The sequence below is a fragment of the Streptomyces sp. NPDC006516 genome (assembly GCF_040611875.1).
In the GTDB taxonomy this organism is placed as follows: domain Bacteria; phylum Actinomycetota; class Actinomycetes; order Streptomycetales; family Streptomycetaceae; genus Streptomyces.
On the sequence record NZ_JBEXPD010000004.1, the window covers coordinates 75,982 to 94,251 of the forward strand.

The 18,270-nt window shown below is 71.0% G+C and carries 16 protein-coding genes; 2 read left to right on the forward strand and 14 right to left on the reverse strand.

Annotated elements, in window-relative coordinates; translation table 11 throughout:
- Position 1: 1 nt before the first annotated feature.
- The 12 genes from efp to ABZY45_RS14715 form a co-directional block, all read right to left on the reverse strand.
- Entirely contained in the window at positions 2-568 is a 567-nt protein-coding gene (gene efp / locus ABZY45_RS14660) for an elongation factor P (protein WP_311313502.1), read from the reverse strand.
- A 51-nt stretch (positions 569-619) separates the two neighbouring features.
- Positions 620-1,726 carry an aminopeptidase P family protein gene (locus ABZY45_RS14665; RefSeq protein WP_356739807.1) on the reverse strand — a complete coding sequence of 369 codons (1,107 nt, stop codon included), beginning with the start codon at positions 1,724-1,726 and terminating at the stop codon, positions 620-622.
- A gap of 69 nt (positions 1,727-1,795) precedes the next feature.
- Positions 1,796-2,635 (reverse strand): Pro-rich N-terminal domain-containing protein, encoded by an 840-nt coding sequence (locus ABZY45_RS14670; RefSeq protein ID WP_356739809.1) that lies wholly within the window; start codon positions 2,633-2,635, stop codon positions 1,796-1,798.
- A gap of 107 nt (positions 2,636-2,742) precedes the next feature.
- Complete coding sequence (aroQ, locus tag ABZY45_RS14675) at positions 2,743-3,186, reverse strand: type II 3-dehydroquinate dehydratase (RefSeq protein ID WP_356739811.1); 444 nt, start codon at positions 3,184-3,186, stop codon at positions 2,743-2,745.
- The gene (gene aroB, locus ABZY45_RS14680; RefSeq protein ID WP_356739813.1) at positions 3,183-4,829 is read right to left on the reverse strand and encodes a 3-dehydroquinate synthase; all 1,647 of its coding nucleotides are present in this window, start codon (positions 4,827-4,829) and stop codon (positions 3,183-3,185) included. Before aroB ends, aroQ begins: the two co-directional genes overlap by 4 nt.
- Entirely contained in the window at positions 4,826-6,010 is a 1,185-nt protein-coding gene (aroC, locus tag ABZY45_RS14685) for a chorismate synthase (protein ID WP_356739815.1), read from the reverse strand. Before aroC ends, aroB begins: the two co-directional genes overlap by 4 nt.
- A gap of 263 nt (positions 6,011-6,273) precedes the next feature.
- Positions 6,274-7,104 carry a shikimate dehydrogenase gene (locus tag ABZY45_RS14690; RefSeq protein WP_356739817.1) on the reverse strand — a complete coding sequence of 277 codons (831 nt, stop codon included), beginning with the start codon at positions 7,102-7,104 and terminating at the stop codon, positions 6,274-6,276.
- Positions 7,101-8,879 carry an endolytic transglycosylase MltG gene (gene mltG, locus ABZY45_RS14695; RefSeq protein WP_356739819.1) on the reverse strand — a complete coding sequence of 593 codons (1,779 nt, stop codon included), beginning with the start codon at positions 8,877-8,879 and terminating at the stop codon, positions 7,101-7,103. Before mltG ends, ABZY45_RS14690 begins: the two co-directional genes overlap by 4 nt.
- 100 nt (positions 8,880-8,979) lie before the next feature.
- Positions 8,980-9,465, reverse strand: a complete 486-nt coding sequence (gene ruvX / locus ABZY45_RS14700) for a Holliday junction resolvase RuvX (protein WP_356739821.1) — start codon at positions 9,463-9,465, stop codon at positions 8,980-8,982.
- Positions 9,462-12,131 carry an alanine--tRNA ligase gene (gene alaS / locus ABZY45_RS14705; protein ID WP_356739823.1) on the reverse strand — a complete coding sequence of 890 codons (2,670 nt, stop codon included), beginning with the start codon at positions 12,129-12,131 and terminating at the stop codon, positions 9,462-9,464. The genes ruvX and alaS overlap by 4 nt, the downstream gene beginning before the upstream one ends.
- Positions 12,131-12,427 (reverse strand): DUF6167 family protein, encoded by a 297-nt coding sequence (locus ABZY45_RS14710; protein WP_356739825.1) that lies wholly within the window; start codon positions 12,425-12,427, stop codon positions 12,131-12,133. Before ABZY45_RS14710 ends, alaS begins: the two co-directional genes overlap by 1 nt.
- Positions 12,428-12,434: 7 nt before the next feature.
- On the reverse strand, positions 12,435-12,884 hold the full coding sequence (locus ABZY45_RS14715; protein ID WP_356740431.1) for a DUF948 domain-containing protein: 450 nt from the start codon (positions 12,882-12,884) through the stop codon (positions 12,435-12,437).
- Between the two features lie 264 nt (positions 12,885-13,148).
- Between ABZY45_RS14715 and ABZY45_RS14720 the strand changes: the two genes are divergently transcribed.
- Complete coding sequence (locus ABZY45_RS14720) at positions 13,149-15,338, forward strand: regulator (protein WP_356739827.1); 2,190 nt, start codon at positions 13,149-13,151, stop codon at positions 15,336-15,338.
- 14 nt (positions 15,339-15,352) lie between these two features.
- On the opposite strand, the gene rpsD is transcribed toward ABZY45_RS14720, so the two are convergent.
- On the reverse strand, positions 15,353-15,967 hold the full coding sequence (gene rpsD / locus ABZY45_RS14725; RefSeq protein WP_014157362.1) for a 30S ribosomal protein S4: 615 nt from the start codon (positions 15,965-15,967) through the stop codon (positions 15,353-15,355).
- Positions 15,968-16,155: 188 nt separating this feature from the next.
- Here rpsD and ABZY45_RS14730 point away from each other — a divergent pair, with 188 nt between their 5' ends.
- Positions 16,156-16,857 carry a DUF2470 domain-containing protein gene (locus ABZY45_RS14730; RefSeq protein WP_356739830.1) on the forward strand — a complete coding sequence of 234 codons (702 nt, stop codon included), beginning with the start codon at positions 16,156-16,158 and terminating at the stop codon, positions 16,855-16,857.
- A 10-nt stretch (positions 16,858-16,867) separates the two neighbouring features.
- Here ABZY45_RS14730 and ABZY45_RS14735 read toward each other — a convergent pair whose 3' ends face one another.
- On the reverse strand, positions 16,868-18,241 hold the full coding sequence (locus ABZY45_RS14735; RefSeq protein ID WP_356739832.1) for a replication-associated recombination protein A: 1,374 nt from the start codon (positions 18,239-18,241) through the stop codon (positions 16,868-16,870).
- Positions 18,242-18,270 lie beyond the last annotated feature (29 nt).

Here is an 18,270-nt window from a genome sequence, read left to right on the forward strand (position 1 = left end):
GTTAGCTGTTCACCCGGCCGAGGTAGTCGCCCGAGCGGGTGTCGACCTTGATCTTCTCGCCGGTGGTGATGAAGAGCGGGACGCCGATCTCGTAGCCGGTCTCCAGGGTGGCGGGCTTGGTGCCACCGGTGGAGCGGTCGCCCTGGACGCCCGGGTCGGTGTGCTGGATGGTCAGCTCGACCGCCGCGGGCAGCTCGACGTACAGCACCTCGCCCTCGTGCTGGGCGACCGAGGCGGTGAAGCCCTCGATCAGGAAGTTGGCGGCGTCGCCGACGGCCTTGCGGTCGACCATGAGCTGGTCGTACGTGTCCATGTCCATGAAGACGAAGTACTCGCCGTCCATGTACGAGAACTGCATGTCCCGGCGGTCGATGGTGGCCGTTTCGACCTTCACGCCGGCGTTGAACGTCTTGTCGACGACCTTGCCGGAGAGCACGTTCTTGAGCTTGGTGCGCACGAAGGCGGGGCCCTTGCCGGGCTTGACGTGCTGGAACTCGACGACGGACCAGAGCTGGCCTCCGTCGAGCTTGAGCACCAGGCCGTTCTTGAGGTCGTTCGTGGAAGCCACGGTTGCGGAATCTCCTGGACTGAAAGCTGGTGGACAACCAACGAACGCGCGCTAGAGCGCGAGCAGCTCCTTGGTCGTAATGGTGAGTAGCTCGGGTCCGCCGTCCGCCTCGGGGCGCACGACGAGCGTGTCATCGATCCGGACACCGCCCCGGCCCGGGAGGTGGACCCCCGGTTCGACGGTGACCGGCACACAAGCGTCCAGTTTACCCATGGCTGTCGGTGCCAACTGCGGGTCCTCGTCGATTTCGAGCCCGACCCCGTGCCCGGTGCTGGGCGGAAGGCCGTCCGAGTGGCCCGCCGAGTCCAGGAGATGGCGTGCCGCGCGGTCGACGTCACGGTAGGCGGCTCCGGGCACGAGAGCCTCCCGTGCACCCCTCTGAGCGGCGAAAACGAGGTCGTAGAGCTCGATCTGCCAGTCCGCGGGACTGGTTCCGATGACGAACGTCCGGCCGATCTCGCAGCGGTACCCGCGGTAGTTCGCCCCGAGGCACACCGAGAGGAAATCCCCTTCCTCGACCCTCCGGTCCGAGGGCCGGTGGCGGCCCAGGCCAGAGTGGGGTCCGGTCCCGACGGAGGTGGGGAACGCCGGGCCGTCCGCACCGTGGTCGACGAGCCGGCGCTCCAGCTCCAGGGCGAGGTGGCGCTCCGTACGGCCCACCAGGATCGATTCCAGGAGCTCTCCGAGGGCCTGGTCGGTGATCTCGGCGGCGATCCGGAGGCAGGCGATCTCCTCCTCGTCCTTGACGATCCGCAGCTGTTCCACGGTGTGCCCGAGGTCGGCCAGGCGCAGGTGAGGGGCGACGGAGAGCATGGCGCGGTGCCGGGCGACGGTGAGGTCGTGCTCCTCGACGGCCAGCGAGTCCGTGTCCGCCGAGAGGGCCAGTCCGGCCGCGGCGACGACGGGGTCACCGTCGGGATCGGGCAGCACGTCCACCCGCAACTGCTCGTCGGGACGCCCGTGGGAGGGGTCGCCGGTGGGTGCGCGGGGGCAGAGCAGGACGTCCTCGCCCGCTCCGAGCAGCAGCACGGCGCCCGGCGGGGCTCCGCCCGCCAGATAACGGACGTTGGCGGGACGGGAGACCAGGGCTGCCGCCGACCCGGCGGCGGCGTACCGGTCGCGCAGCAGCCCGCGTCGGACGGCGTACACCTCTGACATGTTTTCGAGCCTACGAGCGCCGGAGAGCGCCCGCCCGGTCAGCGCACCCGACCGGGGACGCAAGCGGCGCTACCAGGTCGGCGGGCTGGCTATGGAGCGGGCCAGGACGTCGTCGAGCACTCGGGCGGTCGTCTCGACGTCGTAGGTGGAATTGTCGATGATCGGCAGGCCCGAGCCGTACCAGCCGGCCATCCGGCCGTGGATCCGGGCCACTTCCTCGTCGGAGAGCCTGCGGTTCCCGCTGCGGGCGGCGTTGCGCTCCAGGACGACCTCCAGGCCGGGCAGGAGGACGACGGGCAGCAGTCCGGGTCCGACGTGCCGCTTCCAGCCGCCGAGGCCGACGACGGGCCGGTCGGGGAAGACGGCGTCGTCGAGGATGCAGGAGATGCCGTTGGCCAGGAAGTTACGGGCGGCGAAACCACAGGTGCGCCGGGCCAGGCGGTACTGCGCCTCGGAGTGGTCGTTCCATCCCGCCTGCGGGTCGGCGAAGCCGGAACAGACCCACTCGCGGACGTCGTCCAGGGAGACGTGCGCGGTCGGGACCCGGCGACGGCCGGCCCAGAGCTTGGCGACGGTGGTCTTGCCCGCTCCGGCCGGACCGATCAGGAGCACGGCCAGGGTCGCGGCGCCCGTGCCCGGCTCGGCGGGCTGCGCGGGCAGCGGTACGGGGCCGCCCGGCGGCAGCTGGACGTGCCCGGTGGTCTCCGGGGACGGCGGCCCCGGGGCGTGCTGGGGCGCGGGCGCCTGGGTCACAGGGGCCTGGGGCATCGGCGTCAGGGGCGCCGGGGGAGGAAGGGGCGGCCCTTGCGGGCCGGGCCTGCCTGAGTGCTGGGCCTGGGCCTGGTGCGTCCACGGCCCGTTCCCGGGACCCTGGGGCGGCGGCAGCGGGGCCCCCACTGCATGCTGCATCCGGTGCCACTCCGTCTCGTACAGGCAACTGGCGCTGGTCGACGGCAACCGTACCTTCCCCGGCCGCCAGGCTGTGAACGGGCGGGGAAGGCACGAAGTGCCCGGTGTCAGTCCGTCAGTTCGTCGGCCAGGGCGCGCAGGGCGAGCCGGTAGGAGCCGATTCCGAACCCTGCCACGGTGCCTGTGGCCACGGGAGCGACCACCGAGGTGTGGCGGAATTCCTCCCGTGCGTACGGATTCGAGATGTGTACCTCGATCAGCGGGGCGGTGCGCTGGGCTGCCGCGTCCCGCATGCCGTACGAGTAGTGCGTGAACGCACCCGGGTTGAGAACGACCGGAATTGATCCGTCCGCCGCCTCGTGCAGCCAGCGGATCAGTTCGCCCTCGTCGTTGGTCTCGCGCACGTCGACATCGAAGCCGAGCTCCTTGCCGAAGGCCCGGCAGGTGTCGACGAGACCGGCGTAGGACGTCGCCCCGTACACGTCGGGTTCGCGGGAGCCGAGGCGGCCCAGGTTCGGGCCGTTGAGCACGAAGACCCTGCGGGCCGTCATGCGGAGACCTCCCCGTAGGCGGCGAGCAGGACGGCCGGGTCGGGCCCCTCCAGGACGGTGGGCTTGCCGATGCCGTCGAGGACGATGAACCGCAGCAGATCACCGCGGGACTTCTTGTCGACCTTCATGTTCTCCAGGAGCTTGGGCCACTGGTCACCGCGGTAGGTGAGCGGCAGCCCGACGGACTCCAGGACGGCCCGGTGCCGGTCGGCGGTCGCGTCGTCGAGACGTCCGGCGAGCCGGCCCAGCTCGGCGGCGAAGACCATACCGACGGAGACGGCGGCGCCGTGGCGCCACTTGTAGCGCTCGTTCTTCTCGATGGCGTGGGCCAGGGTGTGCCCGTAGTTGAGGATCTCCCGCAGGCCGGACTCCTTGAGGTCGCTGGAGACGACCTCGGCCTTGACCCGGATGGAACGCTCGATGAGCTCCGCGGTGTGCGGCCCCGCGGGCGTACGGGCGCCCTGGGGGTCCGCCTCGACGAGGTCGAGGATGACCGGGTCGGCGATGAAGCCGGCCTTGATGATCTCGGCCATACCGGAGACGTAGTCGTTGACCGGCAGCGAGTCCAGCGCGGCGAGGTCGCAGAGCACTCCGGCCGGCGGGTGGAAGGCACCGACGAGGTTCTTGCCCTCGGCCGTGTTGATGCCGGTCTTGCCGCCGACCGCCGCGTCGACCATGGCGAGCACGGTCGTGGGCACGGCGATCCAGCGCACCCCTCGCAGCCAGGACGCGGCGACGAATCCCGCCACGTCGGTGGTGGCGCCGCCGCCGACTCCGACGATGACATCGGTGCGGGTGAAGCCGGTCTGGCCCAGCGCCTTCCAGCAGTAGGCGGCGACCTCGACGGTCTTGGCCTCCTCGGCGTTCGGCAGCTGGATGGCGATCGCCTCGTAGCCCTGGGCGGCGAGGTCCTCACGGACGGCCTCGCCCGTCTCCGCGAGCGCCTCGGGGTGCAGGACGGCGACCCGCTTGGCGCGCTCACCGATGAGGCCGGGCAGCTCGCCGAGGAGCCGGCGGCCCACGAGCACCTCGTACGGGTCGGTGCCTGCCGTGCCGGCGATCTGGATGCGCGTGGTGCCCTGCTCGCTCATGCGTGTGTTCTCCCGGCCGGGCGGCACGGTCCCGACCGTGCGATCCGGCAGTTCCGTTGCGTCGAGGACCGCCTGGGCGACCTCTTCGGGGGTACGTTCGTCGGTCGCGACGGTCGCGCCGGCCACTTCCTCGTACAGATGGCGCCTGGCGTCCATGAGTTCGCGCCACTGCCGTCGTGGGTTGACGGCGAGCAGGGGGCGGGCGGTGTTCAGCCCCACCCGCTTGACCGCCTCGTCCACGTCCATCGACAGGTAGACGACCCGCCGGCCGGCGAGCAGCCCACGGATCTCCTCGTCCAGCACCGCACCGCCCCCGAGCGCGAGGACACCCGGGTGGACGGCGAGCGCGTCCCGCACCGCCTGGCGCTCCAGGGCGCGGAAGTGTTCCTCGCCCTCGTCGACGAAGATGTCCGCGATCGGCTTGCCGGTGGTGGCCACCACGTCCGCGTCGGTGTCGCGGTAGGTGGTCCCGAGCCGCTCGGCGAGCAGCTCGCCCACCGTCGACTTGCCGACACCCATCGGGCCGACCAGGACGATCAGCGGGCCGCTCACCGGATCTGGAGGTGGGAGAGGTAGGACTGCACGTTGCGGTGGGTCTCGGCGACGCTGTCGCCGCCGAACTTCTCCGCGACCGCGTCGGCCAGGACCAGCGCGACCATCGCCTCGGCGACGATCCCGGCGGCGGGGACCGCGCAGACGTCCGAGCGCTGGTGGTGCGCCTTGGCGGCCTCACCGGTGACGACGTCGACCGTGGCGAGCGCGCGGGGCACGGTGGCGATGGGCTTCATCGCGGCACGGACCCGCAGCAGCTCCCCGGTGGTCAGTCCGCCTTCGGTGCCACCGGAGCGGCCGGAGGCGCGCCTGATCCCGTCGGCGGTGGCCACGATCTCGTCGTGCGCCTTCGAGCCGGGGACCCGGGCGAGGTCGAAGCCGTCGCCGACCTCGACGCCCTTGATGGCCTGGATGCCCATCAGGGCGGCGGCGAGGCGGGCGTCGAGCCTGCGGTCCCAGTGGACGTGCGAGCCGAGGCCGACGGGGACGCCGTACGCGAGCACCTCGACGACCCCGCCGAGGGTGTCGCCGTCCTTGTGGGCCTGGTCGATCTCCGCGACCATCGCCTTCGACGCGTCCGCGTCCAGGCAGCGCACCGGGTCGGCGTCGAGCCGCTCCACGTCGGAGGGCTTGGGGTAGACGCCGTAGGGCGCCTTGGCCGCTGCCAGCTCGACGACGTGGGAGACGATCTCGATGCCCGCGGTCTCCTTGAGGTAGGAGCGGGCGACGGCGCCGAGGGCCACACGGGCGGCGGTCTCACGGGCGCTCGCGCGCTCCAGGACGGGCCGGGCCTCGTCGAAGCCGTACTTCTGCATACCGGCCAGGTCGGCGTGACCGGGCCGGGGGCGGGTCAGCGGGGCGTTACGGGCCTGCGCGGCCAGCACCTCGGGTTCGACCGGGTCGGCCGACATGACCTGCTCCCACTTGGGCCACTCGGTGTTGCCCACCATGACGGCGACGGGCGAGCCCATGGTGAGGCCGTGCCGGACGCCGCCGAGGAAGGTGACCTCGTCCTTCTCGAACTTCATCCGCGCGCCGCGCCCGTAACCGAGCCGCCGCCGGGCGAGCGCGTCCGCCACCATCTCCGTGGTGACCGGGATGCCGGCGGGAAGACCCTCCAGCGTCGCCACCAGTGCGGGGCCGTGCGATTCCCCCGCGGTCAGCCAGCGCAACCTGCTCAACGGTGCTCCTCATGCTCGCGCCTGAAACTGCAACGGCGCGACCGGGTGCGCGGCCCTGGCCCGCCGCCTCCGATCCTCCCACGACCAGGAGGCCTGACCCGCCGCCGGTCCAGCAGACGGACGTTTCGGCCGTGTCTCAGCGGAGTGAAGGGGGGTCCGGAGGGCGAGGAGGACCGCCTGCCGCAGTTCACAGCGGTGACGGCGGCCCCGGTCCGGCGTCACCGCTGTGAACTGCGGCAGGCATGATGAGAGGAGCGGCTGCCCTAGCGTCCGCGCGCCGCGAGCGCCGCTTCTCCGGCCGCCCGCATGACGGCGAGCGGGGCGTCGCGCCCGGTCATCTGTTCCACCTGGAGGACGGCCTGGTGCACCAGGAGATCGAGGCCCCCCACCACGCCGGCTCCGGCTGCCGACCATCGGGAGGCCAGCGCCGTCGGCCAGGGCTCGTACAGCACGTCGAACAACGTTCCCGGGGCCTGCGGCACGGCGTCCGCCAGGGCGTCCGTGGTGCCGGCCGGCGTGGTGGCGATGACCAGAGGCGCGTGCAGGGCCTCCTCGGCGCGGGCCCAGTCCGCGATCCGCACGTCGAGCCCGAGACGGTCGCCCCAGCCGCGCATCTCGTCGGCCCGTGCGGCGCTGCGCACGTAGGCCGTGACCGGGCCGGTGCAGATCTCGGCGAGGGCGGCCAGCGCGGAGGACGCGGTGGCTCCGGCGCCCAGGACGGAGGCCGACTCGGCCTTCTCGACGCCACGTTCGCGCAACGCCGCGACCATGCCTGGGATGTCGGTGTTGTCGCCGACGCGTCGGCCGTCCTCGGTGAGGACGACCGTGTTGACCGTCTCGATCGCCGCCGCCGCGTCGCTGATCCCGTCCAGCAGCGGGATGATCGCCCGCTTGAGCGGCATGGTCAGGGAGAGACCCGCCCACGAGGGGTCCAGGCCCTCGACGAAGCCCGGGAGCCCGGCCTCGTCGACGTCGAAGCGGTCGTACGACCAGTTGACGAGCCCGAGTTCGGCGTAGGCGGCCCGGTGCAGGTCGGGGGAGAGCGAATGGGCGATGGGCGAGCCGAGTACGGCGGCGCGACGGGTGGTGCTCACTGGTCTGCCTTGTTCTCTTCGTACTGCCTGCGGTTGCGCTCGTGCTCCTCGTTCGTCACGGCGAACAGCGTCTTGTCCTCGGTGACGGAGACGAAGTAGTACCAGGGACCCGACGCGGGGCTGATCGCGGAGTTCAGTGCGTCCGCGCCCGGATTGGAGATCGGGCCGAGCGGCAGCCCCTTGACGCTGTACGTGTTGTACGGGTCGTCGATCTTCCGCAGATCATCGACGGCCCCCACGTCCAGCGTGCTCTCCGCCCGGATGTAGTTGATCGTCGAGTCGAATTCGAGCCTGCCGACGGTTTCGAGATTGTCCGGCTTGAGCCGGTTGTACACGACCCTCGCGACCTTGTCGAAGTCGTGTTTGTACTTGCCCTCTTTCTGGACGAGGCTCGCCACGGTGATGACGTCGAGCGGAGAGTCCAGATTCAGCTTCTCCGCGTTCTCCTCGAGATCGAGTTTCGCGTATTCCTTCTTCGCCCGGGTCACCATCTTCTTCAGCGCGTCCTCGGGCTTGGAGCCCTCGGGGACCGCGTACGCCGCCGGGAAGAGGAACCCTTCCAGCGGATCCTTGATCTCCGGGTCGTCGTCCGCCCATTCGGGCAGCCCGAGGCTCTCCGCCTTAGTCTTCGCGACACCGGCCGTGGTGCCGGACTTCAGCTTCAGCCGCTTGTCGATCGCATCGTAGACACCGATGGTGCTCGTGCCCTCGGGGATGATCATCGCGTTCTGGCTGGCAGGGTCCAGCATCATTTCCAGGGCGTTGTCCGCCGACATCTCCTTCTTCAGGAGATAGACACCGGCCTGGATGGATTTCCCCTTGGGATTTCCGTTCTGCGCCGAGATGAAGGCGCCGGACGATTTCACGACGCCGGCCTTCTTCAGGATGCTCGCGATCTCGTTCCCCAGAGCGCCCTCGGGGATCTCGACCTCCACCGAGCCGCTGCCGCTGCCCGCGTAGTCGGGCGCCTCGCCGAACTGGCTCTGGTAGTAGGAGTAGCCGAAGTAGCCCACTCCCCCGAGCCCACCGACGAGGATCACGGAGACGACCAGGCAGGCGCAGCCGTTGCGGTTCTTCTTCTTGCTCTTGCCCCGGCAGTCACCGCCGCCCCGCCTGCTCTCCCGCGGGTCGTCGTCGTACTCGTCGCCGTAGCCCTGGCCGTCCCCGGGCTCCCCGGAACCCCTGGAACCGCGGTCCGACGGCTGCTCGTCGGCGCCCGTGAAGAAAGGATGCGTCTCTTCCGGCTGCACCTCGGGGTCCCAGTCCGGGCTCTGCTGCTGGGCTGCCTGCTCGCGTCGTCCCGGAGGCTGCGGCGGGGGGTAGGCATCGGGGGTGCCGTAGTGGTCGGGCTGCTCGCCGTAGCCACCGGCGCTGCCGTACGGGGGCTGGGCCCCGTACGGCATCGCCGGCTGCTGGCCGGTGTCCCAGCCGCCGTCGTAGGGCGGCTGCTGGGGAGGCTGCTGCCCGTACGGGTCCTGCCCGCCGTACGGCTGCTGGGGGTGCTGCTGGGCGTAAGGATCCTGCTGGTGCTGCTGGGCGTAAGGGTCCTGCTGGTGCTGCTGCTGCGCGTAGGGGTCCTGCTGGTGCTGCTGCTGCGCGTAAGGGTCCTGCTGGTAGCCCTGCTGGGCGTACGGGTCCTGCGCGTAGGGCTGCTGCTGGCCTTCGTACTGGCCCTGGCCGTGGGCGGCCTCACGGCCTCCCCATCCCTGGTCCCCGTACAAGGGGTCCTCGGGATGCCACGGTTCGGAGCCGGAGCCCCGGCCATACTCAGTCATCGATCCCCTTGAGCCGCGAGACGACGCTCCGCCTCTTCGCTTTGCTGTGCGGTGCCTGTTCGAACACCGGCGCATCGCGCGGAACGTTACCGTATCGCGATCAGACAACCACTTCGACGCCCTCGCCCGGAGCAGCGCCTGACGCCCGTTCGGACTCCAGAGCGTTCTGGAGGATCACCACAGCGGCAGCCTGGTCGACGACAGAACGGCCCTTCTTGGACTTCACGCCCGAAGCGCGCAGCCCCTGAGTGGCCGTCACTGTGGTCATCCTCTCGTCCACCAGGCGCACCGGGACCGGCGCGATCGCCCGGGCGAACACCTGGGCGAAGGCACGGACCTTGACCGCCGCCGGGCCCTCTCCCCCGCCCAGGGAGCGGGGGAGTCCGACGATGACCTCGATCGGCTCGTACTCCTGGACGAGCTGCCCGAGCCGCCGGTGGGCGGCCGGGACGTCACGTCCCGGAACGGTCTCCACCGGCGTCGCGAGGATCCCGTCGGGGTCGCACGAGGCGACCCCGATCCGGGCGTCGCCGACATCGATGGCGAGCCGGCGGCCACGGCGCATCTCCGGCATGCCGGACGTCACGCGGTCTCGGTGACGAGGCGTTCGACAGCGGCGACGGCGTCACCGATGGCGTCCGGGTTCTGGCCACCGCCCTGGGCGACGTCCGGCTTGCCGCCGCCTCCGCCACCGAGGGTCTTGGCGGCGGTGCGCACCAGGTCACCGGCCTTGAGGCCGCGCTCGCGGGCGGCCTCGTTGGTGGCGATGACCGTCAGCGGGCGGCCGTTGGCCGTGGTGAACAGGGCCACGACGGCCGGCCGGCCGCCCTGGATGCGCCCACGCACGTCGAGGACCAGCTTGCGCAGGTCGTCGGCCGAGGTGCCGTCCGGCACCTGGCCGGTGACCAGGGCGACACCGCGGACGTCCTTGGCCGACTCCACGAGCCCGGCGGCGGCGGCGAGGACCTTCTCCGCGCGGAACTTCTCGATCTCCTTCTCGGCGTCCTTGAGCTTGCCGAGCATGCCGGAGATCTTCTCGGGAAGCTCTTCGGGGCGGCCCTTGAGCAGCTCCTGGAGCTGGGCGACGACCGTGTGCTCCTTGGCGAGGAAGTTGTACGCGTCGACGCCGACGAGGGCCTCGATGCGGCGCACCCCGGAGCCGATGGAGGACTCGCCGAGCAGCTTCACCAGGCCCAGCTGGGCGGTGTTGCCGACGTGCGTTCCGCCGCACAGCTCCTTGGAGAAGTCGCCGATGGTCACGACGCGGACCCGCTCGCCGTACTTCTCGCCGAACTCCGCGATGGCGCCCTGCTTCTTGGCCTCGTCGATGGACATGACCTCGGCCTGGACGTCGAGTTCCCGGGAGAGGACCTCGTTGATCTTCTGCTCGACGTCGGTGAGGACCGTGCCGGGCACGGCGGCGGGCGAACCGAAGTCGAAGCGGAAGCGGCCGGGCGAGTTCTCCGAACCGGCCTGGGCGGCCGTCGGGCCGAGGGCGTCGCGCAGCGCCTGGTGCGTGAGGTGCGTGGCGCTGTGGGCGCGGGCGATGGCACGGCGGCGGGTGTTGTCGATGGCGGCGTAGGCGGAGGCCCCGACCGTCACCTCTCCGACCTGGACCGAACCCTTGTGCACGGAGACGCCCGGAACCGGCTGCTGCACGTCGCGGACCTGGATGACGGCGCCGCTGTCGAGCTTGATCCGGCCCTGGTCGGCGAGCTGGCCGCCGCCCTCGGCGTAGAACGGGGTGCGGTCGAGGACGACCTCGACCTCGTCGCCCTCGGTGGCTGCGGGCGAGGGCACGCCGTCGACGAGGAGGCCGACGATCTTGGACTCCCCCTCGATGCTGGCGTAGCCGGTGAACTCCGTGACGCCCGCGTTGTCCGCGACCTCACGGTAGGCGGACAGGTCGGCGTGGCCGGTCTTCTTGGCCTTGGCGTCGGCCTTGGCGCGCTCCCGCTGCTCCTTCATCAGACGGCTGAAGCCGTCCTCGTCCACCGAGAGGCCCTGTTCCGCGGCCATCTCCAGCGTGAGGTCGATCGGGAAGCCCCAGGTGTCGTGCAGCAGGAACGCCTTGTCGCCGGCCAGGACCTTGCCGCCGGCGGCCTTGGTCTCGGTGACGGCGGTGTCGAGGATGTTCGTGCCGCCCTTGAGGGCCTTGAGGAAGGCGGCCTCCTCGGCGAGAGCGACGGTCTCGATGCGCTTGCGGTCGGTGATCAGCTCCGGGTACTGCTGCCCCATGGTGTCGACGACGACGTCGACGAGCTCACGCACGACGGGACCGGTGGCGCCCATCAGCCGCATGTTGCGGATGGCGCGGCGCATGATGCGGCGCAGGACGTAGCCGCGGCCCTCGTTGCCCGGGGTGACGCCGTCGCCGATGAGCATGACGGACGTGCGGATGTGGTCGGCGACGACCCGGAGGGAGACGTCGGAGCCCTGCTCGGCGCCGTAACGCACGCCGGTGAGCTCGGTGGCCTTGTCCATGACGACGCGCAGGGTGTCGGTCTCGTACATGTTCTGCACGCCCTGCAGGATCATGGCGAGGCGCTCGAGACCGAGTCCGGTGTCGATGTTCTTCGACGGCAGGTCCCCGAGGATCGGGAAGTCCTCCTTGCCGTCACCGGCACCCCGCTCGTACTGCATGAAGACGAGGTTCCAGATCTCCACGTAGCGCTCGTCGTTGACGGCCGGGCCGCCCTCGACACCGAACTCCGGGCCTCGGTCGTAGTTGATCTCCGAGCACGGGCCGCAGGGCCCGGGGACGCCCATGGACCAGAAGTTGTCCTTCTTGCCCAGGCGCTGGATGCGCTCGGCCGGGACGCCGATCTTGTCGCGCCAGATGGCCTCGGCCTCGTCGTCGTCGAGGTAGACCGTGATCCACAGCCGCTCGGGGTCGAGGCCGAAGCCGCCGTCCGCCACGGAGCTCGTGAGAGCGGCCCAGGCGAACTCGATGGCGCCTTCCTTGAAGTAGTCACCGAAGGAGAAGTTGCCGCACATCTGGAAGAACGTGCCGTGCCGGGTCGTTTTGCCGACCTCTTCGATGTCCGGCGTACGCACGCACTTCTGCACGCTGGTGACGCGCGGGGCGGGCGGCTTGACCTCACCGAGGAAGTAGGGCTTGAAGGGAACCATGCCCGCGGGGACCAGCAGCAGAGTCGGGTCGTCCGCGATGAGCGACGCCGAAGGCACGACGGTGTGACCGCGCTCCTCGAAGAAGCTCAGCCAGCGGCGGCGAATTTCAGCCGACTCCATCAGTAGTCCTCATTCCGGTTGTTCGAGTTGTAGGGAAGTGCGCGGCGGGCGGCGAGTTCGGGGTCGGCAGGTGCCTCGATACCGAGAGCCCCGCCCAGTTCCGCCTCGCGTCTGACCATGCCCTCACGGACGTCGAGGGCGAAGTCCTTCAGCTTGTGGCCCGCCTCGATCGCCTTGTCGGCGGCCTGCGCCGCGAGGCTCTCGGGGGTCAGCTGCCGGATCTTGCGGTTGACCTTGGTGGTGGCCCAGACACCGGCGGCTGCGCCGGCGGTGAACCAGAACGTACGGCGGAACATCGCTGCGTCAGTCCTTCTGTCCGCGGGAGCTTCGGCCGTTCCGCTTCCTGTCACGGGCGGACGGCACGGTACGGCCGACGATGACGGTGCGGCGGGAGGCCCTGCGCGCGGGCTCGGACTCTCCGGCGGTACGGCGGCCGATCGCCTGGCGCACGCCGTAGCCGAAGGCCGCGACCTTCACGAGCGGACCGCCGAACGTCGAGGCGACGGTGGTGGAGAGCGCGGAGGCGTTGGAGGTGACCTCCTGGACGTCGCTCGCGATGGCGTCGACCTTGTCGAGCTGGGTCTGCGCGGAGCGCAGGGTGGCTGAGGCGTCGGCGAGCAGCGGAACCGCCTGCTCCGTCACGTCCGCCACCAGTGCCGTCGTCGCCTTGAGCGTCTGGGCCAGCCTCACCAGTACCACGGCGAGGAAGGACACCAGGATCGCCCAGAAGACAGCCACCAGGATGCCGGCCACCTCTCCACCGGACACAGTGCACCGCTCTCTGCTCGTCGCCCGCATCGGCCGGGGCATCTCCCGGCCGGCGTTCTGTCTGTCTCTGTTCGGCCGGCGCGTACCGCCACCACTGCCGATCGTCGTCCCCCGAGCCTATCGCGCCGGGCGTCACGCGCCGTACCGCATTACGGGCGGGTGGTGCGGGTGGCGGGGCGGGTGGTGAGACGGGCGCCGGGAGCGGGGAGATTGTACGGAGAGCTTATGTGCCAGTACTCTGCGTGTTTCATGCGACGCCCTCAGCGCCCCTCGCCCACCCCCGACGACGCGGAGCCCGTCCCTGTACGTGGAAATCTCCCGGCCGAGCTGGACAGCTTCGTCGGCCGCGAGGACGAACTGGCCGAACTCGACGCACTTCTGCGGGAATCCAGGCTGGTCACCGTGGCCGGAGTCGCCGGGGTGGGCAAGACCCGCTTCGCCTCCCGGGCGGCGGCGCTCATGGAGAAACGGTACTGCGACGGGGTGTGGATCGCCGAGCTCTCGACCGTCCGTGATCCCGAGCTGCTCGAACACGCCCTGGTCGACGCACTGGGGCTGACCGACCACACCCACCGGCCGCCACGCACCGTTCTGGTCGAGCACTGCGTCGGCCGCGAGCTCCTGCTCGTGATCGACGGTTTCGAGCATCTGCTCGACGTGTGCGCCGATCTCGTGCGGGAGCTGCTGCGCCGGGCACCGCGCCTGCGGGTACTCGCCGCCGGCCGCCGGCCGCTGCGGGTGGACGGCGAACTCACCTTCCCCCTGGCGCCGATGGCGGACGACGAGGCCATGGAGCTCTTCGCCCGGCGCGCCGCCGCGGTGCGGCAGGGGTTCAGGCTGACGGACGGCAACCGGGAGACGGCCCGGGAGCTCTGCCGGCGTCTCGACGGCATCCCGCTCGCCCTCGAACTCGCGGCGGGAAGGCTGCGCGCCCTGACGATGGAGCAGGTGCTGCACCGCCTCGACGACCGCTTCCGGCTGCTGACGGGAGGGAGCCCCAACGCGCTCCCCCGCCACCAGACGCTGCGTACGGCCATCGGCTGGAGCCATGAGCTGTGCGCTCCGGAGCAGCGGTTGCTGTGGGCACGGCTCTCGGTGTTCGCCGGGCAGTTCGACCTGGAGGCCGTCGAGTACATCTGCAGCGGCCCAGGGCTGCCGGCCGACTCGGTGCTCGACGTCCTCGACGCACTGCTGGCCCAGTCCGTCGTGCTGCGCGAGGACTCGGCCCTGGGCAGCCGGTTCCGGCTGCTGGACACCGTGCGGGAGTACGGCGCCGAGTGGCTCCGGGCCACGGGGGACGCCGAGCGGCTGCGCCGCAGGCACCGGGACTGGTACCTGGGGCTCGCCACCTGGTGCGAGCTCGACTGGTTCAGCCCCCGGCAGGCCGATGCCGCGACCAGGATCGACAGCGAGCTGCCCAATCTCCGCCAGGCCATGGAGTGCTCGCTCGAGAGCCCCGACGAGGTCCATCTCGCGCAGTACCTGGCGGGCACCCTCTGGTTCTACTGGACCGGGTGCGGGCACCTGTCCGAGGGCCGCCACTGGCTGGACCACGTCCTCGCCGAGGAATCCCCCCACGACCCCTCGCGGCTGAAGGCCCTGTGGGTCCTCGGTTACGTCGCGGTGCTCCAGGGCGACCCGGCCGGCGCGGTCTCGGCGCTGCAGGAGTGCCGCGAGGAGGGCGAGCGCTCCCAGGACGCCTCCGCCGTGGCCTACGCGGTGCACCGCACGGGCTGCCTCTCGCTCGTCACGGACGACGCTGCGCGCGCGGAGGAACTGCTGCGCGAGGCGCTCGCGCGCTACCGGGAGATCGGCGAACTGAACAGCAACGTGCTGATGGCCCAGGTCGAGCTGGGCATGGCCATGGCCTTCCTCGGAGATCTGGACGGCGCCGAGGCGATCTGTGACGAGGTCCGCGAGATCTGCGAGGACCACGGCGAGCGGTGGGCCATGGCCTACGCGCTGTACGTCCTCGGCTTCGCGGCACTGCAGGCGGGGCTGAGCGGACGGGCCCGCCGGATGCTGGAGGAGTCCTTGTCCATCGGGCACACCTTCGACGATCTGCTCGGCACGGCGCTCTCCCTGGAGCTGCTCGCCCTCATCACGGTGGTCGAGGGTGACGCGACGGAGGCGGCGGTGCTGCAGGGCGCGGCGGACCGGATCTGGCCGTCGGTCGGCCTGCCGCTGTTCGGATCCGCCCACTACGGCAGGCCCCGGCTCCAGTGCGAGGAGAGAGCCAGGGCGGCGCTGGGCGACACGCGGTACGACGCCGCACGGGCCGCGGGCCGTCTGCTCGACACGAGGACGGCGGTGGCGCGGGCACTCGGCGCGGGCGCGGGCACGGCTCCGGAGGCCGCTCCCGGCTGCGGGGCCCCAGGGGAAACGCGAAGGCCCGCCGCCTCCCGTACGACGGGAAGGGGCGGGCCCGAACTCGGTTGAGAGCTACGCCTGCGTCAGCGGGCGTAGTACTCGACGACGAGCTGCTCGTCGCAGATGACCGGGATTTCCTTGCGGTTCGGGTCACGGTCCAGGCGGAAGGCCAGGGCCTTCAGGTTCACCTGGAGGTAGCGCGGGGTCTCGCCATCGGTGTCGTAACCACCCTCGCGGGCCACCTGGAAGGGGACCTTGGAGCGGCTGCGCTCGCGGACCTGCACGACGTCGTCGGGGCGCACGCGGAAGGACGGCTTGTCGACCTTGCCACCGTTGACCTCGATGTGGCCGTGGACGACCATCTGGCGGGCCTGGTAGATGGTGCGGGCGATGCCCGAACGCAGGACCAGGGCGTCGAGGCGGCGCTCGAGCTCGACGACCAGCGCCTCGCCCGTCTTGCCCTCGGCCTTACGGGCGCGGTCGTAGGCACGCGCCATCTGGCGCTCGCTGATGTCGTACTGCGCACGCAGACGCTGCTTCTCGAGCAGACGGACCTTGTAGTCCGAGTTCTGCTTGCGGCCACGGCCGTGCTCGCCCGGCGGGTAGGGGCGGGCTTCGAAGTACTTGACAGCCTTCGGCGTCAGGGCGATGCCGAGGGCACGCGACTTCTTGACCTTGGGACGCGACTGGTTAGGCACGTTCTCCAGACCTCCGTTGTAGGTTAGGTTAGGCTTACCTTACTCAAGGAGATCGCATGTCTCGCCCTGGGAACACCACACACGTCACGGACAGCACAGACAGCGACGGCGCACACGAAGGCGCCGTAACGACGGAAGGCCGATCTGATCGTGGTCAGCCGCGTCCCAGCGGGCTTGATAACACTCGGATGCCGTCAGCAGCCGAGCGCACACGAACTCTCGTACAGAGTACCTGCTCCGCGGTGCTGCTCGTACCGGGGCTGTCGGTGGCCCATCCCGGCCAGCTGATGCCCGACTCCAGGAGCGTCGGCCCGGAAGGGGATCTGTTCCTCGGCTTCCTCGCGGATTCGCCGGTCGTACGGGCCGCGACGCGCGCTCAGGGCGACGAGCTGACCGCCGTGCTGGAGCTCACCGATGTCGCACCGGTCTCGGTCCCGCACCGCATCCGCGGCCGTGCCCGCGTCGGCGGCTGGCTCACCTCGGTGCCGGGCCTGGCACAGCCGGGCCGGATGATGCTCCGGCTGGAGTTCGGCGAGGCGTCGGTCGACGACCTGTGGGGGTACGAGGAGGTCGAGCCGGAGGACTTCCGGGACGCCGTGGCCGACCCGCTGGTGGCCCACGAGGCCGAGCTGCTCCAGCACCTGCACGCGGCCCACGGCGATCGGATGGCGACGCTGTCGGCGCTGCTCGGTGAGAGGGGCGACTGCGGCTGCGCCGAGGGCGGGACCAGGGCCGTGCCGGTCGCGCTCGACCGCTTCGGTCTGCGGGTGCGGTTCGTCGAGGGCGGCGGGGCCTGCTTCGATGCCCGCTTCGAATTCCCCGAGCCGGTACGCGACATCGCCGAGCTCCGCCGTGCCATGCACACGCTCTTCGAGGCCGCGGCCTGCTGAGCCGCGCGGCTCACGCAGACGCCCCGCCCCCCTGCTCCGTGCGGCCGAGTCGCTCGCGGACCCGGTCCACCACGTCCGCGTACCGCGCCTCCGCGCCGTACCGCGTGGGTTCGTAGTAGCGGCGGTCCCGGACGGCGTCCGGGGCGTACTCCTGGGCGGCGATCCCGCCGGGCACGTCGTGCGGATAGACGTAGCCCTGGGCGTGGCCCAGCTTCGCGGCGCCCTTGTAGTGGCCGTCGCGCAGATGGGGCGGGACGGGGCCCGCGAGGCCCCGGCGCACGTCATCCTGCGCCGCCGAGATCGCCAGGGTCGCCGCATTGGACTTGGGGGCGAGAGCGAGCGCGATCGTGGTGTGACTGAGGGTGAGCGCCGCTTCGGGGAAACCGATCATGGCCACGGCCTGGGCCGCCGCGACGGCGAGGGGCAGGGCCGCCGGATCGGCGAGCCCGATGTCCTCGCTGGCGGAGATCATCAGCCGGCGCGCGATGAAGCGCGGGTCCTCCCCCGCCTCGATCATCCGGGCCAGGTAGTGCAGTGCGGCGTCCACGTCGGAGCCGCGGATCGACTTGATCAGGGCACTCGCCACGTCGTAGTGCTGGTCGCCGTCACGGTCGTACTTCACGGCGGCGCGGTCGACGGTCTCCTCCAGCGTCGTGAGCGTGATCTCCCGCTCGTGCGTCGCGAGGGCCGCTCCGGCGGCCGCCTCCAGTGCGGTCAGCGCCCGCCGGGCGTCGCCGCCGGCGATGCGCAGCAGATGCGCCTCGGCGTCCTCGGGCAGGGTGACGGCACCGCCCAGTCCCCGCTCGTCCGTGAGGGCCCGGCGCAGCAGCGCGCGCAGATCCTCGTCGGTGAGCGGCTCCAGGGTGAGGAGCAGGGAGCGCGACAGCAGCGGGGAGATGATCGAGAAGTACGGATTCTCCGTGGTGGCCGCGATCAGAGTGACCCAGCGGTTCTCCACGGCGGGGAGCAGGGAGTCCTGCTGGGCCTTGGAGAAGCGGTGGATCTCGTCGAGGAAGAGGACGGTCTCCTTGCCGAAGCCGCCGGTGGCGCGTCGAGCGCCCTCGATGACGGCCCGGACCTCCTTGACCCCGGCGGTGATCGCCGAGAGCTCGACGAAGCGCTTGTTGGTGGCCTTGCTGACCACGTACGCCAGGGTCGTCTTTCCCGTGCCGGGCGGGCCCCAGAGGATCACCGACGAGGGCCCGGCGGGTCCTCCACCGCCCTCACCGACCAGGCGGCGCAGCGGCGATCCTGGCTTGAGCAGATGCTGCTGGCCGACGACCTCGTCCAGCGTACGAGGGCGCATCCGGACAGCGAGGGGGCTGCTGGACGGGTCCTTCTCCTGGCGGTCTTCGGCTGCTGCGGTAAAGAGGTCGGGCTCCACGTCACGAAGCCTATGTCACCCCACCGACA

Coding starts and splice junctions, on each gene's coding strand:
- ABZY45_RS14665 (WP_356739807.1), bottom strand. CDS start 1,726: ATGTCAGAGGTGTACGCCGTCCGACGCGGGCTGCTGCGCGACCGGTAC.
- ABZY45_RS14670 (WP_356739809.1), bottom strand. CDS start 2,635: ATGCAGCATGCAGTGGGGGCCCCGCTGCCGCCGCCCCAGGGTCCCGGG.
- aroQ (WP_356739811.1), bottom strand. CDS start 3,186: ATGACGGCCCGCAGGGTCTTCGTGCTCAACGGCCCGAACCTGGGCCGC.
- mltG (WP_356739819.1), bottom strand. CDS start 8,879: ATGACTGAGTATGGCCGGGGCTCCGGCTCCGAACCGTGGCATCCCGAG.
- alaS (WP_356739823.1), bottom strand. CDS start 12,131: ATGGAGTCGGCTGAAATTCGCCGCCGCTGGCTGAGCTTCTTCGAGGAG.
- ABZY45_RS14710 (WP_356739825.1), bottom strand. CDS start 12,427: ATGTTCCGCCGTACGTTCTGGTTCACCGCCGGCGCAGCCGCCGGTGTC.
- ABZY45_RS14720 (WP_356739827.1), top strand. CDS start 13,149: ATGCGACGCCCTCAGCGCCCCTCGCCCACCCCCGACGACGCGGAGCCC.
- ABZY45_RS14730 (WP_356739830.1), top strand. CDS start 16,156: ATGCCGTCAGCAGCCGAGCGCACACGAACTCTCGTACAGAGTACCTGC.